This window comes from Enterobacter asburiae, assembly GCF_008080435.1.
In the GTDB taxonomy this organism is placed as follows: Bacteria; Pseudomonadota; Gammaproteobacteria; order Enterobacterales; family Enterobacteriaceae; genus Enterobacter; species Enterobacter asburiae_C.
On sequence record NZ_VRKN01000023.1, the window covers coordinates 1 to 22,883 of the forward strand.

Annotated in this window: 29 protein-coding genes; 17 read left to right on the forward strand and 12 right to left on the reverse strand. The window is 55.9% G+C overall.

All coding sequences use genetic code 11. From position 1 onward, the window contains the following. The first annotated feature begins 130 nt into the window (after positions 1-130). The 6 genes from FU672_RS22935 to FU672_RS22960 all read left to right on the forward strand — a co-directional run bounded on the left by FU672_RS22935 (position 131) and on the right by FU672_RS22960 (position 3,626). Entirely contained in the window at positions 131-538 is a 408-nt protein-coding gene (locus FU672_RS22935; RefSeq protein WP_148244967.1) for a YfjT/YkfB family phage-associated protein, read from the forward strand. Positions 539-634: 96 nt separating this feature from the next. Further along, positions 635-1,453: a DUF932 domain-containing protein gene (locus FU672_RS22940; RefSeq protein ID WP_410053338.1), complete on the forward strand. Its 819-nt coding sequence runs from the start codon at positions 635-637 to the stop codon at positions 1,451-1,453. A 65-nt stretch (positions 1,454-1,518) separates the two neighbouring features. Then, positions 1,519-1,989: a RadC family protein gene (radC, locus tag FU672_RS22945; RefSeq protein ID WP_148244971.1), complete on the forward strand. Its 471-nt coding sequence runs from the start codon at positions 1,519-1,521 to the stop codon at positions 1,987-1,989. 12 nt (positions 1,990-2,001) lie between these two features. After that, positions 2,002-2,334, forward strand: a complete 333-nt coding sequence (locus FU672_RS22950) for a type IV toxin-antitoxin system YeeU family antitoxin (protein ID WP_148244972.1) — start codon at positions 2,002-2,004, stop codon at positions 2,332-2,334. Between the two features lie 22 nt (positions 2,335-2,356). Beyond that, positions 2,357-2,677, forward strand: a complete 321-nt coding sequence (locus tag FU672_RS22955; protein WP_148244973.1) for a TA system toxin CbtA family protein — start codon at positions 2,357-2,359, stop codon at positions 2,675-2,677. Positions 2,678-2,789: 112 nt separating this feature from the next. Beyond that, on the forward strand, positions 2,790-3,626 hold the full coding sequence (locus FU672_RS22960; RefSeq protein WP_148244974.1) for a DUF4942 domain-containing protein: 837 nt from the start codon (positions 2,790-2,792) through the stop codon (positions 3,624-3,626). Between the two features lie 200 nt (positions 3,627-3,826). Here FU672_RS22960 and FU672_RS22965 read toward each other — a convergent pair whose 3' ends face one another. Beyond that, the gene (locus FU672_RS22965; protein WP_148244975.1) at positions 3,827-4,696 is read right to left on the reverse strand and encodes a phosphorothioated DNA-binding restriction endonuclease; all 870 of its coding nucleotides are present in this window, start codon (positions 4,694-4,696) and stop codon (positions 3,827-3,829) included. 301 nt (positions 4,697-4,997) lie between these two features. Here FU672_RS22965 and FU672_RS22970 point away from each other — a divergent pair, with 301 nt between their 5' ends. Next, positions 4,998-5,450, forward strand: a complete 453-nt coding sequence (locus tag FU672_RS22970) for a SymE family type I addiction module toxin (protein ID WP_148244976.1) — start codon at positions 4,998-5,000, stop codon at positions 5,448-5,450. A gap of 53 nt (positions 5,451-5,503) precedes the next feature. Here FU672_RS22970 and FU672_RS25290 read toward each other — a convergent pair whose 3' ends face one another. From FU672_RS25290 to FU672_RS22985, 4 genes are all read right to left on the reverse strand, one after another. Beyond that, on the reverse strand, positions 5,504-6,079 hold the full coding sequence (locus tag FU672_RS25290) for a LecA/PA-IL family lectin (RefSeq protein WP_316043734.1): 576 nt from the start codon (positions 6,077-6,079) through the stop codon (positions 5,504-5,506). A gap of 6 nt (positions 6,080-6,085) precedes the next feature. Continuing rightward, the gene (locus FU672_RS25295) at positions 6,086-6,268 is read right to left on the reverse strand and encodes a LecA/PA-IL family lectin (protein WP_262349053.1); all 183 of its coding nucleotides are present in this window, start codon (positions 6,266-6,268) and stop codon (positions 6,086-6,088) included. A 341-nt stretch (positions 6,269-6,609) separates the two neighbouring features. After that, complete coding sequence (guaD, locus tag FU672_RS22980) at positions 6,610-7,989, reverse strand: guanine deaminase (RefSeq protein ID WP_148244977.1); 1,380 nt, start codon at positions 7,987-7,989, stop codon at positions 6,610-6,612. A 63-nt stretch (positions 7,990-8,052) separates the two neighbouring features. Then, positions 8,053-8,499, reverse strand: coding sequence for a hypothetical protein (locus FU672_RS22985; protein WP_148244978.1), 447 nt, complete (start codon positions 8,497-8,499; stop codon positions 8,053-8,055). A gap of 527 nt (positions 8,500-9,026) precedes the next feature. Here FU672_RS22985 and FU672_RS22990 point away from each other — a divergent pair. Genes FU672_RS22990 through FU672_RS23000 form a run of 3 tightly spaced genes read left to right on the forward strand, consistent with a single transcriptional unit; the run spans position 9,027 to position 10,327 of the window. Beyond that, positions 9,027-9,485, forward strand: coding sequence for an STM2901 family protein (locus FU672_RS22990; protein WP_148244979.1), 459 nt, complete (start codon positions 9,027-9,029; stop codon positions 9,483-9,485). Continuing rightward, complete coding sequence (locus tag FU672_RS22995) at positions 9,479-9,811, forward strand: DUF1493 family protein (protein ID WP_148244980.1); 333 nt, start codon at positions 9,479-9,481, stop codon at positions 9,809-9,811. Before FU672_RS22990 ends, FU672_RS22995 begins: the two co-directional genes overlap by 7 nt. A gap of 18 nt (positions 9,812-9,829) precedes the next feature. Next, positions 9,830-10,327: an Hcp family type VI secretion system effector gene (locus tag FU672_RS23000; RefSeq protein ID WP_025912048.1), complete on the forward strand. Its 498-nt coding sequence runs from the start codon at positions 9,830-9,832 to the stop codon at positions 10,325-10,327. Between the two features lie 56 nt (positions 10,328-10,383). Here FU672_RS23000 and FU672_RS23005 read toward each other — a convergent pair whose 3' ends face one another. After that, positions 10,384-10,725, reverse strand: a complete 342-nt coding sequence (locus FU672_RS23005) for a hypothetical protein (protein WP_148244981.1) — start codon at positions 10,723-10,725, stop codon at positions 10,384-10,386. A 177-nt stretch (positions 10,726-10,902) separates the two neighbouring features. After that, positions 10,903-11,907, reverse strand: a complete 1,005-nt coding sequence (gene trpS / locus FU672_RS23010) for a tryptophan--tRNA ligase (protein WP_148244982.1) — start codon at positions 11,905-11,907, stop codon at positions 10,903-10,905. 199 nt (positions 11,908-12,106) lie between these two features. On the opposite strand from trpS, the gene fosA reads away from it, so the two are divergent. Continuing rightward, positions 12,107-12,532: a FosA/FosA2 family fosfomycin resistance glutathione transferase gene (gene fosA, locus FU672_RS23015; RefSeq protein ID WP_148244983.1), complete on the forward strand. Its 426-nt coding sequence runs from the start codon at positions 12,107-12,109 to the stop codon at positions 12,530-12,532. On the opposite strand, the gene FU672_RS23020 is transcribed toward fosA, so the two are convergent. After that, positions 12,518-13,525 (reverse strand): LacI family DNA-binding transcriptional regulator, encoded by a 1,008-nt coding sequence (locus FU672_RS23020; RefSeq protein ID WP_148244984.1) that lies wholly within the window; start codon positions 13,523-13,525, stop codon positions 12,518-12,520. The two genes, fosA and FU672_RS23020, sit on opposite strands and share 15 nt — an antisense overlap. A 185-nt stretch (positions 13,526-13,710) precedes the next feature. On the opposite strand from FU672_RS23020, the gene FU672_RS23025 reads away from it, so the two are divergent. Then, a complete protein-coding gene (locus tag FU672_RS23025) occupies positions 13,711-14,802 on the forward strand; it encodes a cellulase family glycosylhydrolase (RefSeq protein ID WP_148244985.1) in 1,092 nt (363 codons plus the stop codon). Positions 14,803-14,844: 42 nt separating this feature from the next. Next, entirely contained in the window at positions 14,845-16,239 is a 1,395-nt protein-coding gene (locus FU672_RS23030; protein WP_148244986.1) for an MFS transporter, read from the forward strand. Positions 16,240-16,280: 41 nt separating this feature from the next. Here FU672_RS23030 and FU672_RS23035 read toward each other — a convergent pair whose 3' ends face one another. From FU672_RS23035 to FU672_RS23050, 4 genes are read right to left on the reverse strand one after another with little or no spacing between them, the layout of a single operon-like run. After that, positions 16,281-17,102, reverse strand: coding sequence for an alpha/beta fold hydrolase (locus FU672_RS23035; RefSeq protein ID WP_148244987.1), 822 nt, complete (start codon positions 17,100-17,102; stop codon positions 16,281-16,283). A 36-nt stretch (positions 17,103-17,138) separates the two neighbouring features. Then, positions 17,139-18,758, reverse strand: a complete 1,620-nt coding sequence (locus FU672_RS23040) for an MFS transporter (RefSeq protein WP_148244988.1) — start codon at positions 18,756-18,758, stop codon at positions 17,139-17,141. Beyond that, positions 18,755-19,162, reverse strand: coding sequence for a DoxX family protein (locus FU672_RS23045; protein WP_148244989.1), 408 nt, complete (start codon positions 19,160-19,162; stop codon positions 18,755-18,757). Before FU672_RS23045 ends, FU672_RS23040 begins: the two co-directional genes overlap by 4 nt. After that, a complete protein-coding gene (locus tag FU672_RS23050; protein ID WP_148244990.1) occupies positions 19,162-21,033 on the reverse strand; it encodes an amidohydrolase in 1,872 nt (623 codons plus the stop codon). Before FU672_RS23050 ends, FU672_RS23045 begins: the two co-directional genes overlap by 1 nt. A 217-nt stretch (positions 21,034-21,250) precedes the next feature. Here FU672_RS23050 and FU672_RS23055 point away from each other — a divergent pair, with 217 nt between their 5' ends. From FU672_RS23055 to FU672_RS23070, 4 genes are all read left to right on the forward strand, one after another. Then, positions 21,251-21,937: a hydrolase gene (locus tag FU672_RS23055; protein ID WP_148244991.1), complete on the forward strand. Its 687-nt coding sequence runs from the start codon at positions 21,251-21,253 to the stop codon at positions 21,935-21,937. A gap of 61 nt (positions 21,938-21,998) precedes the next feature. Further along, on the forward strand, positions 21,999-22,220 hold the full coding sequence (locus tag FU672_RS23060; protein ID WP_010427266.1) for a DUF1427 family protein: 222 nt from the start codon (positions 21,999-22,001) through the stop codon (positions 22,218-22,220). After that, entirely contained in the window at positions 22,217-22,477 is a 261-nt protein-coding gene (locus tag FU672_RS23065; protein ID WP_023334358.1) for a XapX domain-containing protein, read from the forward strand. The genes FU672_RS23060 and FU672_RS23065 overlap by 4 nt, the downstream gene beginning before the upstream one ends. Positions 22,478-22,500: 23 nt before the next feature. After that, complete coding sequence (locus FU672_RS23070; RefSeq protein ID WP_041911343.1) at positions 22,501-22,881, forward strand: response regulator transcription factor; 381 nt, start codon at positions 22,501-22,503, stop codon at positions 22,879-22,881. Positions 22,882-22,883: the final 2 nt, after the last annotated feature.

Here is a 22,883-nt window from a genome sequence, read left to right on the forward strand (position 1 = left end):
AGAAGAAACAGGACGCTCAGATTACAAACAGGCCAGAGTAATTGTCGCGATGCGGACGGGGTAATTGTCGCCTAATACGCTAAACCCCTGTATTCCCCTTACCCTCGCTCTTCTTTTATCCGCCCATGCAATGGCATCTGGCAACCACGATGCCTGGACCAGCGGCTACGCTCAGGGCACCGCTGAATACAGCATCCTCGGTAAGGGACTGTCACAGTTATACCTCGCCTGCGAAAGCACTGGTTCACAGGCGGCGACCATTATCTTCACCGACGTAAACGGCCATCGGGTAAGCATGGACGGCGGGCAGAAGCTGACCATGAAAATTGATAACGAAGAAGAAGCGAATATCAGCGAAAGCGAATCCCATGTGGGCTCAGATAATGTGATGTGGGCATGGAATAAATTACGTAGCGGTAAGCGCGTCATTGTTTCAGGAATCGGCGTGAAACCAGCAGCGTTCACGCTCAAAGGTGCTGCCGCCGTTATTCCTGAATTCGGCGATAAAGGCTGCGTACCGAAATTTGCCCTTCCGTAAGCCTTATCCGCAACACTTAAACATCAGCGGCACATAACCAGCGCCCTGCTCATTCGAGCGGGGCGTTTTCTTTTGTCTCTCATACAGGAAATGACCATGAAATTAGCCAGCCGCTTTGGAGCGGTCAATTTTGTACGCCGCGACCGCCCGTTAACCCGCGACGAACTGGCCCACTACGTGCCCAGCGTCTTCAGCGAAGAGAAGCATGAATCCCGCAGTGAACGCTACACCTATATCCCGACTATTACCCTGCTGGACAATCTGCAGCGTGAAGGCTTCCAGCCATTCTTTGCCTGTCAGACCCGTGTGCGGGACCAGAGCAAGCGTGAGCACACCAAACACATGCTGCGTCTACGGCGTGAAGGGCAAATCACCGGCAAGCAGGTACCGGAAATAATCTTGCTAAACAGTCATGACGGATCCAGCTCTTACCAGATGCTGCCAGGGCTATTCAGATCGGTTTGCCAAAATGGGCTGATTTGCGGTGAGAGTTTCGGAGAGGTGCGCGTGCCGCATAAAGGCAACGTGGTGGAGAAAGTCATTGAAGGGGCTTACGAAGTGCTGGGGATTTTTGACCGGGTAGAAGACAAACGCGATGCGATGCAGTCACTGATGCTACCGCCGCCAGCTCAGCAGGCGATGGCAAAAGCGGCATTAACCTATCGCTTTGGCGAAGAGCATCAGCCAGTGACGGAATCGCAAATCCTTTCCCCACGCCGTTGGCAGGATGAGAGTAACGACCTGTGGACTACTTACCAGCGTATTCAGGAAAACCTGATTAAAGGTGGGCTGTCGGGGCGAACGACCAAAGGTAAACGCGCCCATACACGCGCTGTTAAAGGTATCGACGGTGATGTAAAGCTCAACCGTGCCCTGTGGGTGATGGCTGAGAATATGCTGCAGCTCGCTTCATGAGACTTTTTATCATCCTTCAGGCCCTGCTAATAAACCAGCGGGGCTTTTTGTTTTAAGGAACCATTATGTCTACGTCCAGTTTATCCCCGGTATTTCCTGCAAACGAGCAGCGAGTCATCCGTCGGGCATTGCGGCTGCTGGAGAAATACCAGCGTCAGCCGAGTGAGTCATTTACCTCCACCAGCTATACAAAAACCTGGTTGCAGCTAGAGATGGCTCATCAGGAGCGTGAGGTCTTTATCGTGATGTATCTCGACAACCAGCACTGTCTACTCGAACGAGAAACACTGTTTACCGGCACACTCAGCCATACCGAAGTGCATCCCCGCGAAGTGGTTAAATTGGCCCTGAAGCACAATGCCGCAGCGGTAATTCTGGCGCACAACCATCCGTCAGGTACGACAGAAATCAGCCAACAGGACAAACATGTCACTCAGCGGATTGTAAAAGCGTTGGCATTGGTCGAAGTGCGAGTGCTGGATCATCTTGTGGTTGGGAACGAAGTGGTTTCTTTTGCGGAGCAAGGTTTGCTTTAAACGGAGGTATCCATGTCATTAACACCATCCCATGAATGGGGGCTACAAAGCGATATCATCCCACGCTTTGGTGCAAGACTGGTTCAGGAAGGCAACTGCCTGCATTACCTGGCTGACAGGGCTGGTTTGACGGGGAGTTTTACCCCGGAGCAATTGCAGAAACTGGATCAGGCTTTCCCGCTGTTTATAGATCAGCTAGAAGCCATGCTGCATTCCGGTGAGCTAAATCCACACCAGCAACATCAGGTGACTATTCAGCTTGCGAGTCTAACCTGCATAGCAGATACCCGTGCCAGTTATGGCTACGTATATATCGCTATTTATCCTCAGATTTTAGCCATCTAATTTTTTTATCAGGACTCAACTCATGCACATTTCATCTGCACCGACCATGGTGCCGGTTTCGTCACGTCAGTCACCCGTAAAGGTCTGGCAGCAACTGTTAACGTATCTGTTAGAACACCATTACGGCCTGACGCTCAACGATACGCCATTCTATGATGATTCAGCCATCCAGGAGCATATAGAAGCGGGAATAACATTGGCTGATGCGGTGAATTTCCTGGTGGAACGTTATGAGCTGGTGCGCACTGACCGCAAAGGATTTACCTGGCAGGAGCAGACACCATTCCTGACCGCTACCGATATTCTCAGAGCAAGGCGTGCTACCGGGCTGATGAATCCGTAAATTTTTCGAGCCTCATTCCTGATTTTTACCTTCGCACTTTCCACTCTTTTTATTCATCGCATAATGCGCCTGCCACTCCTGGCAGGCGTGTTTGCTTTTATGGACGATTACGATGCAAACAGAACCCGATGTATTAACTGAGCACAACGAGCTCATCCTTTCGACCAGTATCGAACGTGTTGTTACGGGCCGCGATACCGCACTGGAACAGATCGAACAACTCATTCAGCAGCTTGATGCCATTTCACACCTAACCTCAGAAGTCGGCGGTGGTACCGCGCAAGACTGGGCGATGAAAGCTGGACATCGTTACGACAGTTGGCTGACAGAAAAGGCCGATAACGCGATGCCAGCCGTCACCCGCAATATAGATCGGAGCATCTGGCGCGATTTGATGTTGAAATCCGGCATGATGACCTTGATGGATGCACAGGCCCGCGACCAGTGGCACAAGAACCTGGAGGAGGGCGATCTTCCTGCCATCAGCGAGGCGAACATCCTCAGTACTTTTGAACAGTTACATCTGAACAAAATGGATGTATTTGAGCACGGGATCATCAACGTCTTCAAAGGGCTTTCATGGGATTACAAAACCAATAGCCCCTGCAGCTTTGGTAAGAAGATCATCGTCAATAATCTGGTGACGTATAACAGATGGGGATTTAGTCTGAACTGGGGCTGGCGGCGGGATCAGTTGGCTGATCTGGAGCGAGTGCTGTTTTTACTCGATGGCAAACCAGTACCTGACAACCGTGGTGATATCTCTGTCCGATTGATGGAACACATTCGGGATAATCCGGCTAAGGATGCTTACGAGGATGAGTTCTTCAGTATTCGTTATTTTCAAAAGGGCACTGCGCACTTGACATTTAAGCGCCAAGAGTTGATTGAGATGATGAACGATATCATCGCTAAACACTATCCAGGAACGTTAGCTAAGCCTAGGTAATGCGGCCATTTTAACGAGGCTCTTTGCTGGCAAAAATGGCTTAAACTGGGAATATAACACTTGAGCTAACTCATTGATTTTTAATGTTTGCTAATTGAAATTGATTGAGTATACAAGTAAGTATACAAAGCATTGCTTACTGATTATATATTTATGTAATTCAGATGGTTAGATTGACTTGGCGAGTCCGGCCTTCGCACTCATCCTCTAAACACCTCCCTACGATGCCACTCCACATACCCCTTCTTTGGATAGTTCCCTTTCACCATTGGCAGCGCAATCTGCTTGCCTGCAAAATCCCAGAACAGCCTGCCAACAATCCCACCCCCATTCACCGCCTCAGACACTAGCACCCGCATACTCTCATCCAGTCCAATCGATCCCTTATCAAACGCCTTATGATGAATCGCACACAACGCCAGTCCGTTCGGGATCTCACACGGTCCGCCAAACTGCTTCCACTTGATATGCGCGGCTTCAAGTCCAACAGAGGCGTTATCATGTCGCATGTTAAACCCGCAGATTGCGCACTCATAGTTATAAGCACGTAGCACCTGCTGGCGGAACTGCGGATCGCGAACCTTACGGATCTGCTGAATATCAAAACCCATTTCATCCGCGATCTCTTCCTGAATGCTTTCAGGAAAGTGCGCTTCAAGGATCTGCTGCGCCAGCGAGCCGATCAGATTTTTGTTCTTATTCAGCAGCGCAAAGTGTTCTTCATCAAACCCGCCTGCGACGTTATGCTCCACAAGTTCTTTTACTGGTGGCTGTTTGCTACCCGTGGTTGAACAGAACTCAGTATTTTGAAGATCCCAAAATCCATCCCCCTGAAGCCGCCAGAAAGGCATATTCGGGTAATGCGCCTTCCGCTGTGGGCCAAAGCGTTCTAACAGGTTTAGTAGCTGCTCGTGGACCTCGGTTCCGTAATCAAACAATCGCGCATGCCCCTGCTGATAGCTCGCCAGCACGTACAGAAGCAATAAAGGCTTATGCGGCGCACGCTGTTCGCCTTTGCGCCAGATGGTGATGTCGGCAATCGCCTGTTCGAGAGTTTTGCTGGAAGCCATCGCGTTACGGAAGAAAGTAAATAATAGCGATGATGCTCGCAAAACCCAGACCAATCAACCCGCAATCAACAAAAACATGACCTTACCGCAAAGAACTCTATTTCCTGAATCCCCCTCGCAAATTCCAAATTTACCCCACACCAGACCGCTGTATTTATATTCAGCCCTGTATAATGAGCACCAGAAATTACGCCGAACGTCAAAGGAAGTATCAAGGAATATTTAAAGAGAGAATTCGCGATATGAAGGTGCTGCAACACCCCCATACCGCTAACCACAACCAACTATAGAGGAGTTGAAAATGGCTGCGACGAATTTTAAGCCAGAGTTTACTGTTTGCAAAACAGAATCAGACGCTTTCACCAGCATGATTGAAAACCGCGAGCTGGTACGCAAAAACAGCGCCCGCCGTCTTCACGGCAACCAGCCCAACGTGGCGCCCGTTCATCCCCGCGCGGAAACGCCGCAGGACAGCGCAGCCTGCTGCGAACTGTATGCACGGATAGACATGAAATATCTTCTGCTGGGCGGCGAGTGGTTAACCCGTGCAGGCTTTATCAATGGTATGCCCGTGAAAATCCGCGCCATGAAAGACTGCATTGTGATTACCCCACAGCATACAAGAGAATTATGGGGATGCCTGGAAGGGATGAGTGTGGTGAATATTAATAAACAAAAAGTCGCGCAGTGGCTGAAGACGTTCCCGGGGGCGCTGAATGATACCGGCGATATACCGGTGATCAAACGCGGGTAATCGTACATCCTGAAATATTTTGCAGGGTGAAGTGAATTTCACCCTGCATACCTTTAGCGCGTTACGATCAGGTTCACGTCGTAGCCGCCCGTATTATTGGCATATTCCGAAGCCTTGTTAGTATCGTTAAAAATAAAAGCAATTTCACCTTCTTCCGGGACTTCCCATGGCTTGCCGCCGGAACCAATAGAATGGATATGGCTGCCTGTTTTAATCAACAGTGCGCCTGCAATCGCGCCCGGCAGCACAAACGATGCGTCAGGAGTCTGGGCGGAAGGGTGTTTGCTGTCACCATCAGGTCCGAAGGTGCGCCCTCGGCTGTCGTACTGGGCCTGGCCAGAGGCGACCAGCAGGATTTTATCGCCTTTGCGGATGGTAATGCCGGTTTTCACCCATTCGCTGCTGGTCGCGGGGATGTGGCCTTTCCACTGAACGGGTTCATCTGTCGCGAGTTCCTCATTCTCACCCAGATAAACATCCGCATGGAATGCACCGCTGTTATCGCTGTGGGATGAGTCGCTAATGAATAATCTCAGCTCTCCGCTTTCCGGTGCGGACAGCTTATATACCCCGGTGCCGATGTCATAGCTTTTACCGGACTCACTAAAACGGGCTTTGAGGATAGCAATATCCTTTTATTGCCCGTTTTTACCAATATTGCCGCCCGGATAAGCCCACGCGTAATCCTCCTTGCCATATTTGATCAGACCCGTAGCAATAATGGTGATCTTATCTCCTTTATTGACTTTCAGACCTGTATTGGCACCCTGTTCTAATGTCGAATTGATTTCGCCAGACCATGCGCTTTTTGTAGACATGTTCTATCTCCCTTCGGATGTCAGTGTTGTAGATTTTAGCGGGGCTTAATACTTCCCTGCGTTATGAATATGACTCTGATATCAACGGTCAGTAACCGCGTGACGTAGAGAGAGTAGAATTGGTTATGGGCGACATCAAATTTAAAATGGCATATTAACGAGCAATATTTTCCCTGAAACAGGATGAGCGCTGGATTGAGAGTGGGTTGTTTTAAGATAAATCTTAGTTAATTCGTTTTAATAAATAACGGCTTGAGCTAAAAAATTATAAATTGCCATCTGATTTCCCTGCGAAAATACAAGGTATTTCTCGCTAGGAAACCAGATATTGCGTCAGCAGTTTACTGAATATTTACCGCTTTCCCGTCCACCCAGACGCGGCTGATATTATTTCGTCTGGCGTTGTAGATGATTTTTTGCAGTATATCCTCAGGCTGGTCTTCAGCGGGATGGATATAAATATCACTGCCTGCAGCCCGGGTATCAATCACAATGGCATCGAACTGATATCCCACGGCCAGTTTACCCACGCGCAGATCAAGCACCTCACCCGCGCCGGCTGTCGCCAGCCAGAACGCTTCACGGAAGCTGACTGCCGAGTCCGGTCTGCCGCGTCGTTCCTCAGGGATGCGGGCGTCGACGCCATCATTCAGGGCTTTACTGGCGGTAAGGGTGTGTCGGCAGGCATCAAATACCGAAGGGCTATGGCCGCCCGCGATATCGGTACCTAAACCGACGTGAAGCCCGTGGTCCAGCATGGCGCGCAGGGGAAAGACCGCATTAGCGAAATAGAAATTGGACAGAGGGCAGTGCGCGACGCCCGCCCCGGTTTGGTGGATCAGGTGAGCATCGTCATCTTCAATGTGGTTTGAATGCGCGAGGATGGTCTTTCTGGTCAACAGGCCAAAATCACGCAGCGCCACGGTGTCCGTTTTATCCAAACGTTCTTTAACGTAAGCATGTTCCCAGTCGCTTTCGGAACAGTGAGTCTGCACGTGGCAGCCCGTCTCAGCGGCCAGTTTTCCCAGCCCTTCGAGAAGGGTGTCCGTACAGGACGGGATAAACCGTGGGGTAATGACCGGAAGCACGCGTTTTGAAGTATTGCCGGGCAGCTGTTCGACATACTTAATAAATGCCCGCGTCTCTTCAATAGCCGAACCGGCGCTTTCGTCCCGGTAGTAGTCCGGACACTGGGATTCATCATCCATTGCCACCCGGCCAACCAGGGCCCGCTGTCCTCGCTCCACACAGATGCGGGCCAGCTCCACGCTGCTGCTGGTGTGCAGGGTCGCGAAGTAGACGGCAGTAGTCGTGCCGTTCGCCAGCAGTGCATCGACCAGTTCCGTGTAATTCCGGCGGGCAAAGTCGGTATCGGCGTATTTTGCCTCCAGCGGGAACGTATAGTCATTCAGCCACGCCTCAAGCGGTTTATCCAGCGCCTTGCCCATCTGCGGCCACTGCGGGGCATGGACGTGCAGATCGATCAGGCCGGGCAGCAGGTACTGGTCTGAAGAGAGCTCGGTGAGCTTACCCGCCTTACGGGCGGCGTCGCGAACGGGCCTGAACGCGCTGTCGTTACATTGAAAAATATCCACGATGGTGCCACTGCCATCGATACATAACAGTGTGTCGGTAAAGTGGGTCACAGAGTCCTTCGATTTCGCCGTGTAGCCCTGGGCGCTGACAACCTGCTGCCAGGGAAATGCGTGGGAGGTGTTCATCTTTTTGTCCTTTTATCACTGTTACGCAGAAGGAAAATTTCCAGGATGTCAGTCGGTGCTTGTTCAGGACGCAGGATCCTGGACTATCCAGACCCCTGTGTTCTGCCTGATATCCGGTTTAATCGCCCCCTGACGCTGGTTATAGACAAAGGTGCCTGTCTTGTCGCTAAGGCAGACGAGCGTGAGGGTAAACAGCGTCGTCTGGCCCTGAAAATCCTCCTCCGCTTCCAGAACGCCTACGCTGTGTGCCAGGCCCGTCTGGCTTTTTAAAACTTCATATCGGTATTTCCCTTGTACCTTGTCGCCGGTGCGCAAGAAATGGCTGGTATACGTATCGTCAGTGAACTCCAGCCGGAGCAGGCTATCGGCATTGGGGTTTTGCACAGACCATAGCGGACCGGTTTTGTTGATAAAGATTTTGCCGGAGAGGGTTTCCGGGACGTGGCAGGTAGCCTGAGCAAATAGCGGAAGCGCCAGCAGCGCTGAAAGTAATGTTATCCTGAGTTTCATCTTATTTGTCCCTGTGCGCGCCGGAGGAGAGGTAGGGTATCTTCCGGCCAGTCATTTTTATTCGTTAAAAATCCTGGCACAAAAATGAAATACATCAATAAATCGAATGATTAATAAGGTGCCAAGAATTGAGGTATTTAAAGGGATAGGCGTAATTCAGTGAAGTGGCTAAGTAATTGACGTCTTATTAGAAGTTTGAATGGCTTTTTTATCGTGGTTTTTTTCTTATACTCCGGATTGTGGTGAATCCCCCTGTGCGGTGGGGCATAATTTATGGGTTAACGTCATTATGCGGGCTTTGCTCACCGGGAGGCACCCGGCACCACAGTTCTTTTTTACAGTATTTCATCTAATGGGTTTATACGGGATTAATTATAGGGTTTTTTTCATATAATAATTATGAATAATAACGACGGATAGTTATGCTCAGACGAATGCTTTATTTTTTTGAAAAATAAGCTGTATCTCTCAAAATAATTCTTTATCAGTTTTTATTATCTCTTCCTGGAGCAATCCTCGGAGGAAGAATGGACACAACAGAAGAACTAAATGGAACGTATTTTTATGCTGGCAGAACAAATCTTACCGCTGGCGGCCTTTTCTTTATGATTTACTGCGAATCAATTGCCGATCATTTTGGTATTGACGATGTCGCTGGAATTGCTGCGCTATACAGCGGTGCTAATAATCAGAAGACCAGAAAGAAACCCGCGGGAGCGAAGGAAGGAACGTCCCGAGCCTCGAAAGCCATGAGGCGCTATTTCAAACAAGCTAAGTTCCCGTATGGCATTAGGCTCCCGACATGGATTGGCGGCTACACGCCATGGACTGTACGCTGTAGAATGGTTTCACAAATCAGTACGTTTATCGGAAGAACGATTCCATTAGTTGGTATGGTGATATTAGTCGCTGACGTATCATTAATCACCTATGCTGCTATACGTGATTATAATCGAATCGCACGGGGCACCGACAAACTATGGTAGAGGATATTGAGCCGCGCATCTACGCCTTAGCCAGACGCTATAACGGCGTTTATCTGATGAATAACGAAGAGAAGCAAAAATTACTGAATGCAAAAACTGATTTGGATACTGATATGCAGCTTGATGTCACTGAAGCAGAAGATTTAATGGAAGAGTTTTTTAAAGAATTTGATGTTGATAGAGGGAATTTTAACATAAACAGCTACTATCCTGATGAACCCTTTTCATGGAATCCATTCAAGAAATTCCCTGTGGTGATGGTTCCAGATTTCACCATCGGAATGCTTATCGAATCCGCAAAAGCGGGCAAATGGTTATACGACTAAAATGCAAGGAGCAATAGAATGGCCGTACCTGTACATCTTTTTTTAACCAATGACGGCGGCACAATGATTTGTGGTTCCTGTGACGTTGCACACAGGGAAGGAAGTATTGAGCTAAGAGGATTACAACATAACCTCAGCCTGCCAACCGACTCGGCAACGGGAAAGGTCACCGGCACTCGCCAGCATTCGCCATTTCAGTTTACCAAGGAACTGGACAGCTCTTCGCCCTATCTGTTCAAAGCGGCAGCAACGGGGCAGACCCTTAAAACGGCAGAATTCAGGTTTTACCATATTAACTATTCCGGGCAGGAGGAGGAGTATTACCGAATCACGCTTGAGAACGTTAAGGTCATTTCTGTGAGTCCAGTCATGTACGACACCCGAGGCTGTCCGGGGACGGGGCATATGGAGGAAGTGGCGTTTAATTATGAGAAGATTACCCATTTATACAAAGACGGTAACTTGTTAGCGCACGATGCGTGGAATGAACGTCCAACCTCTGGTTCTGCTGCATAACGTTATATTGAACTTGCCCGCCAGCGTTTTGTATGCGCGGGCGGGGATTATCATTACTAATCTCTTTTCATAAATGATGGCCTAAACATCATAAAAATAACCCACGCAAACATCCCAATAATCTTCATCGGCCAGGGTTCTAAAACATCCAGACATACAATTGCACCAATCACTAATAGCGGACCTTCTACCCGTTCAGCTATCCCCCCTAAAATATGTAACTTATGAGGCAGTACCCGATTAAGTAATGTCGCAATAAGTTGTGCACTTACTAATATGACTGTTATTGCGATTGTACGGTCCTCCCAGTTATCAAAACTAACCAAAGAAATGAGGCATATAGTCAGCACATAACCACAAAAAAATATATTCAGCATGTAAATGATAAACTTGCTCATAACATTTGCTACGACGTTCGAAAAATATAAAGAGTCTATGAATATAGCGCTCTCAACAGAATGACAAACGACAATGGCTAATAATGCATTTCAGAATTTATTGCGCCTCGCTGATTTCCGTCATAACCGACTTAGCGGCTTCATGCCAATCCCACGCACTCCACCGCTAAATTTACTTTAACTAAACACCGGCACCCCCAGCCCCATCTTCACCTCCCTCAACGTCCCTTGCGTCACCCCCTGCGCCCGTTCCGTCCCGCGCTTCAGCATCGTCATCAGTTCCCCCTTGTCCTGCATATACATCGCCCTCCGCTCCCGCATCGGCGCAATCAGCTCCTGCAGGCACGCCTCCAGCTCGTTCTTACACGCCCGGTCACCCAGCCCGCCAGACTGATAGTGCGCCTTCATCGCCGCCACTTTGGCTTTGTCCGTATGAAACGCGTCGAGGTACGTAAACACCACGTTCCCCTCAATCTGCCCCGGGTCGCTCACCTTCAGGTGGTTCGGGTCGGTGTACATGGCGCTGACCGCACGGTGAATGGTCTCTTCGCTGGCCGAAAGGTGCAGCGTGTTGCCCAGTGATTTCGACATCTTGGCGCTGCCGTCGATGCCGGGCAGGCGGCTGGTGTCGCTCAGCATCGCCTTGCAGTGGCGCAGCACCGGGGTAGGCAGCAGGCTGTTCATCTTGTGCACAATCTCGTTGGTCTGCTCAATCATCGGCAGCTGGTCGTCGCCGACGGGCACGCACTCGGCCTTAAACGCGGTGATGTCCGCCGCCTGGCTGATGGGGTAGGCCATAAACCCGACCGGCAGCGAGCGGGCAAAGCCCTTCTGCGCAATCTCGTTTTTCACCGTCGGGTTACGCTCCACGCGGGCGACGGTGACGATGTTCATATACAGCATCGTCAACTCGGCGAGGGCGGGCAGGGCGGACTGCAGGCAGAGGGTGGTCAGGTTCGGGTCGATGCCGGCGGCGAGGTAGTCGGCCAGCACTTCGGGGATGTTGTCGCGGATCTTCTGCGGGTTGCTGCCGTTATCGGTCAGCCCCTGCAGGTCGGCAATCAGCACAAACTGGCTGTGCGTCTGCTGGAGCGCCACGCGCTGGCGCAGCGATCCGACGAAATGACCGAGGTGCAGCGGGCCGGTTGGGCGATCGCCGGTGAGGATGGTTTGTGCGTTCATAAAGACTCCTTAATGTGCAGTTGCCGAAAGGGGTCTTAGAAATGTGAAAGCCGCCTTTCGGCGGCTATCTGAAAATGGGGAAAACTACTCCGTGCCGCCTTTAAGAAGGCAGCCACCAGCGGTTTACGGTGAGCACGGCGTGGTTTATGTTCATGCTTTTACCGTATCACGTCCGGCGCGAAAAACAAAAGGGCACGTCATGCTGCAATCACTCAACCACCTGACCCTCGCGGTCAGCGACCTGCAAAAAAGCGTCACCTTCTGGCACGAGCTGTTGGGGCTTGCGCTGCACGCCCGCTGGAATACCGGGGCCTATCTCACCTGCGGCGATCTGTGGGTCTGCCTGTCGTACGACGAGGCGCGCCGGTACGTGCCGCCGCAGGAGAGCGACTATACCCACTACGCGTTTACCGTGGCGGAAGCGGATTTTGAACCGTTCTCGAATAAGCTGGAGCAGGCGGGCGTCACCGTCTGGAAGCAGAACAAAAGCGAGGGGGCGTCGTTCTATTTTCTCGACCCGGACGGGCACAAGCTGGAGCTGCACGTGGGCAGCCTCGCCGCGCGGCTGGCGGCGTGTCGCGAGAAGCCCTATGCGGGCATGGTGTTTACCTCAGACGAGGCTTGAGGCGCGCACCTTCAGCCTGCCCGCCAGCGTCACGTGCGTGGCGGCATCTTCCTGGTTGCTCAGGTACTCCACTGCCAGCCGTCCCAGCTCGCTGTAGGGCAGCTGGATACTGGTCAGCGGCGGGGTGAGCTGTTCGGAAATCTTCTGGTCGTCGTAGCCCGCCAGCAGCATGTCCTGCGGGATGCGTACGCCGTTCACCGCCAGCGCCTGATAGCAGCCAATCGCCAGCCAGTCGCTGGCGCAGAAGATGGCGTCCGGGCGCTCGGCCAGTTCCAGCAGCGAAGTGGTGGCGGTGAAGGACTCGCTGAACTGCCAGTTGGTCTGCCGCACCAGGTCGTCGTCGCACGCGAGTCCGGCCTGCTCCAGCGCCGCCTGGTAGCCCGCCAGACGCTGGCGGGAGGCCTCCATCCAGCTCTCCCCGGTGATGTGGGCGATGCGCGTGGCCCCGCAGGCGATGAGGTGTTTCGTCACCTGGAAGGCGTTGGCGTAGTCGTCCGGGATAAACGACGGCAGCAGCGGCGAGCCGGGGTCGCGCTGGTTGAGCAGCACCAGCGGAATGCGGGTGCAGTCCTGGAACGCCGTCATGTCCACCAGCGTGGTGACCGGAGACGCGAGAATAATCCCGATGCAGTTGCGCTTCTCCAGCTGGCGGATGATGTTCAGCGCCAGCTCGATGTCGTCGCCGTAGTCGTAGACGGTGAGCAACGTCTCGTTGCGCCACGCGGCTTCCCGCGCCTGGCTGATGGCGTCGATAAACGGGTCGAAGCTCTGCATGGAGCTCACCAGCAGGGCGATCTCTTCCTGGTTGCGCGGGGCGTGAACGGCGGGGAGGCGGTCGTAGCCGAGCTCGGTAGCGACGCCAATGACCCGCTGGCGGGTGTCGTCGCTGAGCTTGATGTTGCGGGACTGGTTAAGCACCAGCGATACCGTCGCCTGCGACACGCCCGCCGCCCGCGCAATATCGTTCATCGTCACTTTTGTCTTTCGCTTCATCCGTCCTCTCCCTTTCGCGACTTCGCATCATACCCTAACCGCACGCTTTAGCGCCGTCGATCACGTTTCTCATTCATCAAAGCGCGAACTTTGTGAGGGGCATCGCTTTTCTAAACGCCGTGATTTGCGCATTTATCCTGCAGCTAATATTTATTAGCTAAATATTATCAGTAAGAGGACGCGTAATGAAAGAGCAGTGGAGCAGGGAGCAGGCACAGGCGTGGTATGAGCAAAAAGGCTGGCTGTGCGGGTTTAACTATCTGCCGTCGACGGCGGTGAACTGGACCGATATCTGGCAGGAAGAGACCTTCGATGCCGCAACCATCGAGCGCGAGCTGGGCTGGGCGGCGGAGGCGGGCTATAACACCCTGCGCATCAACCTGCCGTTTATCGTCTGGGAGTACGACCGCGACGGACTGATGGCGCGCATCGACCGGTTTTTGACGATTGCCGACGGTCACGGGTTCAGCACCATGCTGACCCTGATGGACGACTGCGGTTTCTCCGGCGACGAGCCGTACCTCGGCCCGCAAAAGCCGCCCGTGCCGGGCAAGCACAACAGTCAGGCGGCGGCGAGCCCGGGGCGCGACAAGGTGTGCGATCCCGACTGCTGGGCAGACATTGAACGCTATATCCGCGACGTTGTGCGCCAGTTCCGCGACGATAAGCGCGTGCTGCTGTGGGATCTCTATAACGAGCCGGGCAACCGCGGCATTTTCGCGACCGGCACGCAGGAGGTGCAGTACGACGCGAAGCTGGAGACCTGCGCCCACGCGCTGATGAAGCTCGCGTTCCGGTGGGTGCGTGAAGAAGACCCAACCCAGCCGCTTACTGTCTGCGCGTGGCGTCTGCCGCCGGAAGAGGAGGGCGAGACGTTCTTCCGGCATCCACTGGACCAGACCGCGCTGGCGCTCTCGGACGTGGTGAGCTTCCACGCCTACACCCACACGGGGCGCATGACGGCGATTATCCAGCAGCTGCAGGCGCTTGGTCGCCCGCTGTTCTGCACCGAATGGCTGGCGCGCCACGTGGGCAGCACCATCGAAGAGCAGCTCCCGCTGATGTACGCGGCGAAGGTCGCGCCGTACCAGTGGGGGCTGGTGCGCGGTAAAACCCAGACGTGGCTGCCGTGGCCGGTGGTGATGAAGGATTCCACGGACTACTGCCGCCTCTGGTTCCACGACGTGTTCGAGGAGAACGGCATTCCGTTCTCACGGCGTGAAATCGCATTAATGCAGCAGCTGCGCAAGATCGCTCCGCAGGCGCAGGGCGAATAATAACGACCCGGCGGACCGCCGCCGGGCAACCAGGTACGCACTATGGCAATGACAATGAAAATACCGTCTCGCGAGTTGTGGTCTTATTTTGGTTATGGATTAGGTCAGTGTTTTAGCTTTGGTTTAGTGGGTTCATTTATTAACTATTTCTACACCGACGTGCTGGGGATCTCGGCGCTGGCGGCAAGCACCATCTTCCTGATTGCCCGCGCGTGGGACGCGGTTCACGATCCGCTGTTTGCCAGCATCATGGACACTATTAACAGCCGGTTCGGCAAATTTCGTCACTTTTTGCTGATCGCGCCGCTGCTGATCACCGGCGTCACGCTGCTGGCGTTTTATAAAATTGAAGCGGACATGACCACCAAAATCCTCTACGCCGGGGTGACGTACATCCTGTGGGGAACGCTGTACGCCATCTCCGATATCCCGTTCTGGTCGATGTCGTCGGTGATGACCAACGACTCCGCCCAGCGCACCCGCGCGGTGACGGCGGCGATGCTCGGGGTGAATGCCGGGATTGCCTGTGCCAACATCTTCTTCCCGAAGCTGGCGGCGTTCTTCGCCCAGTACAGCAACGATAAAGGCTACTTTATGGCGGCGCTGGTAATGATGCTGGTGGGCCTGCCGCTGATGCTCAACGGCTTTATGCAGATCAAAGAGCGCGTGCCGCCGAGCCCGGAAAAGGTGACCATCCGCGATACCTTCCACAACCTGCGCCAGAACAAGCCGCTGTTTATCGTCCTGCTGTCGTTCTTTTTCTGCGTGTTTCACAACGTGGCGGGCGGGCTGTATATCTACTTCTTTATCAACAACCTGGGCGACGGTAGCCTGCAGATGGCAATTGGCGTGATGGGGATTGTGGCGGCAGTGCTGTGCCTGGTCGCCCCGATGCTGACGCGCCGGATGCAGAAGCGGAAGCTGTTTATGATCCTCTGCGGGCTGGACGTGGCGGTGCGCGTGGTGATGTGGTTTGTCGGGTATCAGCAGGTGACGATGCTGTTTATTCTGCTCGGCCTGAGCACGCTGTTCGTGATGATGACCAACATCCTCACCTCGTCGATGATTGCCGACACCATCGAGTACGCGGAGTACCACACCCACAAGCGCTGCGCGGCGATCACCTTCTCCGGGCAGACCTTTACCGGCAAGATGTCGGTGGCGGTGGGCGGCGGGTTAATCGGCGTGTTTCTGACGATGATCGGCTACGTGCCGCAGGCGCAAATCCAGAGCGAAGGCGTGCTGGCGGGGCTGTTCTTTGGGATTTGCCTGCTGCCAGCGATTGGTTCGCTGATACGCATCGTGTTTATGTCGCGCTTTACCTTTACCGAGGAGAAGCACGCGGAGATTTGTCGGCTGCTGGCGGAGCGGAACGCGTCTGCGAAAGCGCCGGGTGGCGGCTGCGCCTTACCCGGCCTACAGGACCAGCCCTTGTAGGCCTGATAAGCGAAGCGCCATCAGGCTTCGCTTTTAACCGCTCAGAGCGACTTCACAAACGTCAGCAGATCTTCGTTAAGCTGGTCCTGGTGGGTCAGCGCGAAGCCGTGCGGCGCGTTGTCGTACACCTTCAGCGTGGCGTTTTTGATCATCTCCGCCGCCAGCTTGCCGGTGGTTTCAAACGGTACGATCTGGTCGTTGCTGCCGTGAATCACCAGCGTCGGCACGTCGATTTTCGCCATATCCGGGCGGAAGTCGGTTTCGCCGAACGCGGTCACGCAGTCGATGGTGCCCTTCAGTGACGCCAGCAGGGCGATGTTCAGCGTCTGGGTCAGGGCTCCGGCAGAGACGGTCTGCCCGGCGTTAGTGCCGTAGAACGGCGTCGCGAAGTCGCTGATGAACTGGGCGCGATCTTTACGCAGCCCGTCTCGAATGCCGTCGAACACGCTCTGATCCACACCCTGCGGGAAGGAGTCGGATTTACCGAAGATCGGCGTGACCGCGCCCAGCAGCGCCAGACCAGCCACGCGCGCGCTGCCGTAGTTGTTGATGTAACGCGTCACGTCGCCGCCGCCCATGGAGAAGCCCACCAGCGTCACGTCCTGGAGGTCGAGGGTGGTAATCAGGTCGTTGATGTCGGACGCAAAGGTATCGTAGTCGTAGCCGTTCCACGGCTGATCCGAGCGGCCAAAGCCGCGACGGTCAAAGGCGATGGCGCGGAAGCCGCGCTCGGCCAGGTAGTTCAGCTGGCTGTCCCACATGTCGCCGTCCAGCGGCCAGCCGTGGCTGAAGAGAACCGGTTTGCCCGCGCCGCAGTCTTTGTAGTAAATCTGCGTGCCGTCTTTTGCCTTAAACGTTGCCATAGTGTGTTCCTGTGCAGGTGATGATTATGGTTAGGGTTATACCGGCGCGACCAGGTAGCGAATAGCCGGTGAGGTTGTGCCCTGATGAAAAGCCAGAACGCGGCTCTGCAGCAGGAGGTCATTCATGGTGTGGCGCTCCTGCTGGCGCAGATGCTCAATCCACGAGCCCATCAGGAAGGTCTCGATAAACAGACCAGGGCGCTCGATATCCTCGTACACCGCCCAGCTCATCGCCCCGGCACGGCGGCGCACCCGGCGCAGCTCGTGGACCGCCTCCAGGAAGGCCTTCGTGTTCTGCGGGTCGATGATATATTCGTGCGACACCAGCACCGGGCCGCGCTCGTTCGGCAGGTCAATCTCCACGCCGTCCAGCGGCTGGCCGCTGAGGTCGAGGTTCAGGTCCGGATCTTTCCCCAGCTTCCAGCGGAACACCGTCGCGCTCGCCAGCACCATCCCCAGCGTGGCGACAACCAGCGAGGTCGGGGTGCCAAACCGGGAGGCGATCTGCCCCCAGATGGCGCTGCCCGCGGTCATCGAGCCGAAGAACACCGTCAGGTAAACCGCCAGCGCGCGGGCCTTCACCCAGCGGGCGGCGCTGCGCTGCGCGCCGAGGTTAAGGGTGGAGAGCACCGCAATCCACGCGAAGCCGGTGAAGAACTCAAACAGATTCAGCAGCCAGACGTGGCGCACGAACGCCAGCGCCAGCATGGTGAGGGCAAAGACCAGACTGGCGGCCACCATCAGCCGGTCGGCGTTCAGCCGCTGGCGCAGGCGCGGCAGCAGGATCGCCCCGGCAATCGCCCCCAGGCCAATGCAGGCCAGCATCACGCCGTAGCCCGCCGGGCCTAAGCCCAGCTCGCGGCGCGCCACCAGCGGCAGCAGTGCCCAGCCCGCGCTGGCGAAGACAAAAAAGGCCACCGTGCGCACCAGCACGTTGCGCAGCACCGGCGCGGCGTGCACGTAGCGAATGCCGGAGCGCACCGCAGAGAAGAAGTGCTCCGGCGGCAGACGCTGAATGGACGGCGCCGGACGCCAGTGCCACAGCACCCACGCCACGCCGACCACGGACAGCGTGTTGAGGGCAAACACCATCCACGGTCCGGCGAGCGAGAGCAGGAAACCGCCCAGCGCGGGGCCAATCGCCCGGCTGATGTTCACCCCGAGCGAGTTCAGCGCCACGGCGGCGCCCAGCTCCGGCTTGCTCACCAGATCGGGCACCACGGCCTGGAACGGCGGCGAGCTCATCGCCGCGCCTACGCTCAGCAGAAACGTCGCCACCAGCAGAACGGTGGGGGTAACGTGTCCGGTGAAGGAGAGCACCGTTAACCCCGCGGCGGCGATGAACACCCACAGCTGGGAGAAGAGCAGGTATTTACGTCGGTCGACGATGTCCGCCATCACCCCGGACGGCAGGGCGAAGAGGAACATCGGCAGGCTGCTGGCCGCCTGCACCAGCGCGATATCCAGCGGGTCGGCGCTCAGGGTCAGCATGCTCCAGTTGATGCCGACGTCGCTCATCCATGAGCCGACGTTAGAGACCACCGTGGCGATCCACAGCATGCGGAACACCGGCTGGCTCAGCGGCTGCCAGGGAGAAACCGTCGATGCGGGCGTCGTCTCGACGTGTGCGTCGCGAACGTCGTTAACCTGGGTCATGCGAACCTCTCCGTTGCCTTACGCTGCAGCCGCCACTGGCCCGGCCCGGTGAGGGCAAGGGTGGTGAAGATAATCAGCAGCAGCCAGCCAAACTGCCCTTCGGCAATCGACCAGTTCGGGTGGACCGCCAGCATCGCCACCAGCAGCACGGCGATAATCGGCAGGCACGCCAGGCGGGTGTATACGCCCGCAATGATAAACAGCGGGCAAATCACCTCGGCGACAATCGCCGGGATCAGGCTGGCGTAAGGCCCGAAGCCGAACGGATCTTCGATGCGCGTCAGCTCCTCGCTGAAGTGCAGCACCTTCGGCAGGCCGTGCACGTACAGCAGCAGCAGGCTGCCGGTGAGGCGCAGGAAGAACAGCCCCAGATCGATCCGGGGCGGAATAGGGGTGTTTTTCATCAGAATGCAAAGCAGCTGCAGCCCAGCGCCCCCCAGAAAGCGTTATCGTCGGATACCGGCATCTCTGACGTGCGGGCGAAATCATGCTGGTGGCTGTGAACCCCGCACGGCCCGCTGCAGTGGTGAACGGCGTTCATGCCGACGCGTGCGGCCTGCGGTGGCGCGCTGCGGTAGTGGCCCGGCACCGTCACCACCGGGGACCACTCGGGCAGAACCGGAATGGCCGGCGGCGCGAGCGGGCCAAAGCTGCCTGCGGCGTAGACGATGTCGCCGTTGACCACTGTGAGGACGGACTCGATGCCCTTGATCTCCTCTTCCGGCACGCGGAAGTAGTCTTTGCTGAGCACGGCCAGATCGGCGAGCTGGCCCGCTTTGATCTGCCCCTTCTGATTCTGCTCGCTGGAGAACCACGCGCTGCCCTGGGTCCAGAGCATCAGGGCGGTATCGCGATCCAGACGGGCGCTGTGATCGTACATCTGCATCCCGCCGACGGTGCGGCCGGAGACCAGCCAGTAGAGCGCGGTCCACGGGTTATAGCTCGCCACGCGGGTGGCGTCCGTCCCCAGGCCCACCGGCACGCCGGTCTCGAGCATTTTCGCCACCGGCGGCGTGTGGCGGGTGGCTTCGATGCCGTAGCGCTCGGCAAAGTATTCCCCCTGGAAGGCCATGCGGTGCTGCACGGCAATGCCGCCGCCGAGTTCTTTGATGCGGTCGATGTTGGCCTGAGTAACGGTTTCCGCATGGTCGAAGAACCAGTGCAGGCCGTTGAACGGAATGTCGCGGTTCACCTTCTCGAACACGTCCAGCATGCGGCTGATGGATTCGTTATAGGTGGCGTGCAGGCGGAACGGCCAGCGGTGCTCCACCAGATGGCGCACCACGCGCTCCAGTTCGTCCTCCATGCCCGGCGCGAGGTCCGGGCGCGGCTCGAGGAAATCTTCAAAATCGGCGGCGGAGAAGACCAGCATCTCGCCCGCGCCGTTGTGGCGGAAGAAGTCGCTGCCCTGGCCCGGCGTGAGCATGTCGGTCCATTTTTCAAAGTCTTCCAGCTCGTGGCCCGGACGCTGGGTAAACAGGTTGTAGGCGATGCGGATGGTCATCTGCTTTTTCTCGTGCAGCTCGGCAATCACCTCGTAATCTTCCGGGTAGTTCTGGAAGCCGCCGCCCGCGTCGATGGCGCTGGTCAGCCCCAGGCGGTTCAGCTCGCGCATAAACTGACGGGTGGAGTTGACCTGCTGCTCCAGCGGCAGCTTCGGCCCTTTCGCCAGCGTGGCGTAGAGGATCATGGCGTTCGGACGGGCAATCAGCATCCCGGTCGGGTTGCCGTTGGCGTCGCGCTGGATCTCCCCGCCCGGCGGGTTTGGCGTGTCCTTGGTGTAGCCGACCACCTTCAGCGCGGCGCGGTTGAGCAGGGCGCGGTCGTACAGGTGCAGAATGAAGACCGGGGTATCCGGCGCAGCGTCGTTGATCTCGTCGAGGGTCGGCATGCGGCGCTCGGCAAACTGGAACTCGGTCCAGCCGCCCACCACGCGCACCCACTGGGGCGACGGCGTGCGCAGGGCCTGCTCTTTCAGCATCCGCAGGGCGTCGGCCAGGGACGGCACGCCTTCCCAGCGCAGCTCGAGGTTGTAGTTCAGCCCGCCGCGAATAAGGTGCAGGTGCGAGTCGTTCAGGCCGGGGATGGCGGTGTGGCCTTTAAGATCAACTACTTTAGTGCCGTCGCAGTGGTGTTGCATCACCTCGGCGACGGTACCCACTTCCAGAAATTTTCCGTCGCGCACGGCAACGGCTTCCGCGACAGGGTTCTCGCGATCGACGGTGTGAAACTGGCCGTTAACCAGAATGAGATCGGCTTTACCGAGGGTAACCATAACTGCTCCTGACTGAGAGGGGAATGGTCAGGATTATGGGAACCGGTTTCGGCAAAGATCCAGTTATACAATAGGATAGGTATACCAAAGTATAACTATACCTAAGGTTAACTATACGAAGAGATAATTACGCGCGGAGACGGAAAACCGCAGGATGAGGGTGACTTTATCGTCGTGGCACTCACGGCGATTTCACCCTTAACCACTGGAAAATGCTATGACCTCTTCAAAGCTCGAAGTGTTAACCCCTGCGAACTGTCAGATTATTTTCATCGATCACCAGCCACAGATGGCGTTTGGCGTACAGTCGATTGACCGCCAGGTGCTGAAAAACAACACCGTGGCGCTGGCGAAAGCGGCCAACGTGTTCAACATTCCAACCATCATCACCACCGTTGAGACCGAAAGCTTCTCCGGTAACACCTATCCGGAGCTGCTGGACGTGTTCCCGGGCCAGGACATTCTGGAGCGTACCTCCATGAACTCCTGGGATGACCAGAAGGTGCGTGACGCGCTGAAGGCCAACGGCAAGAAGAAGGTGGTGGTTGCCGGTCTGTGGACCGAAGTGTGCAACAACAGCTTTGCCCTGTGCGCGATGCTGGAAGGCGACTACGAAATTTATATGGTGGCGGACGCCTCCGGCGGCACCTCCAAAGAGGCCCACGACTACGCGATGCAGCGCATGATCCAGGCGGGCGTGATCCCGGTAACCTGGCAGCAGGTGATGCTGGAGTGGCAGCGCGACTGGGCGCGTAAAGAGACCTACACCGCGGTGATGGATATCGTGCGTGAGCACTCCGGTGCGTACGGCATGGGCGTGGATTACGCTTACACCATGGTGCACAAAGCGCCGTCTCGCCAGAAGAGCGAGCACCGCACCTTAGCGCCGGTCCCGGCTCGCTAAGTTCCGCTGGCGGGCTGGTCCCTCATCCGGCTCGCCGCTGCCTCTTTCTCTGGAGTTCACAATGAGTACTGGGCTGATATCCCTTGCGGCAGGCGTGTTGATTGGCCTGATGTATGCCGTGCTGAAGGTGCGCTCCCCCGCGCCGCCCGCGCTGGCGCTGATTGGCCTGCTGGGGATGCTGGCGGGTGAACAGGCGACGCGCCATCTGTTATCCCGCGACGGCGCGCCGCCTCCTCAGGTGACCGTTCCGCAGGCTACATCGCAGACGGGAGCGTCGTCATGAAAGCATGGATAATTTCGCTGGTGTGCGGCGTGGCTGCTGGGGTAATTTACGCTCTGCTCGACGTCCATTCCCCGGCGCCGCCGGTTGTCGCCCTGCTTGGCCTGTTTGGCATGCTGGTGGGTGAACAGCTCATTCCGGTGGGACGGCGTTTACTGAGTCGCGAACCGCTTACCCTCGCCTGGTTTCGTCACGAATGCGTACCGAAAATCAGCGGCACGGCGCCCCCTGCGCCCGCGAAGGACGATCGCGACGTTTAATGATTTGTGAGAGGAAAGACAGCATGACGCTGCCGTGGCGCATTGCCATCATTGATGACGAACGTTCCGTCCGCAGCGGGTTGAGTAATCTCCTGGAGTCGGAAGGCTATTCGACCGATACGTTTGATTCGGCAGAGGTGTTTCTGAGCCATCCGCTCGCCCTGTCCGGCGCGGCGCTGGTGATCACCGATATCAAGCTGCGGGGCATGAGCGGCCTGGAGCTGTTTGACAAGCTACGCCTGCTGGCCGTACCGCCTCCGCCCGTGCTCTTTATTTCCGGTCATGCTGATGAAAATATGCAGCGGTACGCTCTTAATCTGGGCGCCGCTGCATTTTTGCGTAAGCCCATTAACATCGATATTCTGCTGGATCATATTCAGCGGGAGCTGGCCCGCCGACAATAAGG

Bases quoted from the DNA above. Each gene is read 5' to 3' on its own strand.
- FU672_RS22970 (WP_148244976.1), top strand. From the start codon at position 4,998: ATGGCTGCGACGAATTTTAAGCCAGAGTTTACTGTTTGCAAAACAGAA.
- FU672_RS23035 (WP_148244987.1), bottom strand. From the start codon at position 17,102: ATGGCAACGTTTAAGGCAAAAGACGGCACGCAGATTTACTACAAAGAC.
- FU672_RS23020 (WP_148244984.1), bottom strand. From the start codon at position 13,525: ATGAAGCGAAAGACAAAAGTGACGATGAACGATATTGCGCGGGCGGCG.
- FU672_RS22935 (WP_148244967.1), top strand. From the start codon at position 131: ATGGCATCTGGCAACCACGATGCCTGGACCAGCGGCTACGCTCAGGGC.
- FU672_RS22965 (WP_148244975.1), bottom strand. From the start codon at position 4,696: ATGGCTTCCAGCAAAACTCTCGAACAGGCGATTGCCGACATCACCATC.
- FU672_RS22995 (WP_148244980.1), top strand. From the start codon at position 9,479: ATGGTAGAGGATATTGAGCCGCGCATCTACGCCTTAGCCAGACGCTAT.
- trpS (WP_148244982.1), bottom strand. From the start codon at position 11,907: ATGAACGCACAAACCATCCTCACCGGCGATCGCCCAACCGGCCCGCTG.
- FU672_RS22955 (WP_148244973.1), top strand. From the start codon at position 2,357: ATGCACATTTCATCTGCACCGACCATGGTGCCGGTTTCGTCACGTCAG.
- FU672_RS23070 (WP_041911343.1), top strand. From the start codon at position 22,501: ATGACGCTGCCGTGGCGCATTGCCATCATTGATGACGAACGTTCCGTC.
- FU672_RS23055 (WP_148244991.1), top strand. From the start codon at position 21,251: ATGACCTCTTCAAAGCTCGAAGTGTTAACCCCTGCGAACTGTCAGATT.
- radC (WP_148244971.1), top strand. From the start codon at position 1,519: ATGTCTACGTCCAGTTTATCCCCGGTATTTCCTGCAAACGAGCAGCGA.
- FU672_RS23060 (WP_010427266.1), top strand. From the start codon at position 21,999: ATGAGTACTGGGCTGATATCCCTTGCGGCAGGCGTGTTGATTGGCCTG.
- FU672_RS22950 (WP_148244972.1), top strand. From the start codon at position 2,002: ATGTCATTAACACCATCCCATGAATGGGGGCTACAAAGCGATATCATC.
- FU672_RS23050 (WP_148244990.1), bottom strand. From the start codon at position 21,033: ATGGTTACCCTCGGTAAAGCCGATCTCATTCTGGTTAACGGCCAGTTT.
- FU672_RS22960 (WP_148244974.1), top strand. From the start codon at position 2,790: ATGCAAACAGAACCCGATGTATTAACTGAGCACAACGAGCTCATCCTT.
- FU672_RS25295 (WP_262349053.1), bottom strand. From the start codon at position 6,268: ATGTCTACAAAAAGCGCATGGTCTGGCGAAATCAATTCGACATTAGAA.
- FU672_RS22985 (WP_148244978.1), bottom strand. From the start codon at position 8,499: ATGAAACTCAGGATAACATTACTTTCAGCGCTGCTGGCGCTTCCGCTA.
- FU672_RS23045 (WP_148244989.1), bottom strand. From the start codon at position 19,162: ATGAAAAACACCCCTATTCCGCCCCGGATCGATCTGGGGCTGTTCTTC.
- FU672_RS23065 (WP_023334358.1), top strand. From the start codon at position 22,217: ATGAAAGCATGGATAATTTCGCTGGTGTGCGGCGTGGCTGCTGGGGTA.
- FU672_RS22940 (WP_410053338.1), top strand. From the start codon at position 635: ATGAAATTAGCCAGCCGCTTTGGAGCGGTCAATTTTGTACGCCGCGAC.
- FU672_RS23005 (WP_148244981.1), bottom strand. From the start codon at position 10,725: ATGAGCAAGTTTATCATTTACATGCTGAATATATTTTTTTGTGGTTAT.
- FU672_RS23025 (WP_148244985.1), top strand. From the start codon at position 13,711: ATGAAAGAGCAGTGGAGCAGGGAGCAGGCACAGGCGTGGTATGAGCAA.
- FU672_RS23040 (WP_148244988.1), bottom strand. From the start codon at position 18,758: ATGACCCAGGTTAACGACGTTCGCGACGCACACGTCGAGACGACGCCC.
- FU672_RS23030 (WP_148244986.1), top strand. From the start codon at position 14,845: ATGGCAATGACAATGAAAATACCGTCTCGCGAGTTGTGGTCTTATTTT.
- FU672_RS22990 (WP_148244979.1), top strand. From the start codon at position 9,027: ATGGACACAACAGAAGAACTAAATGGAACGTATTTTTATGCTGGCAGA.
- FU672_RS23000 (WP_025912048.1), top strand. From the start codon at position 9,830: ATGGCCGTACCTGTACATCTTTTTTTAACCAATGACGGCGGCACAATG.
- fosA (WP_148244983.1), top strand. From the start codon at position 12,107: ATGCTGCAATCACTCAACCACCTGACCCTCGCGGTCAGCGACCTGCAA.
- guaD (WP_148244977.1), bottom strand. From the start codon at position 7,989: ATGAACACCTCCCACGCATTTCCCTGGCAGCAGGTTGTCAGCGCCCAG.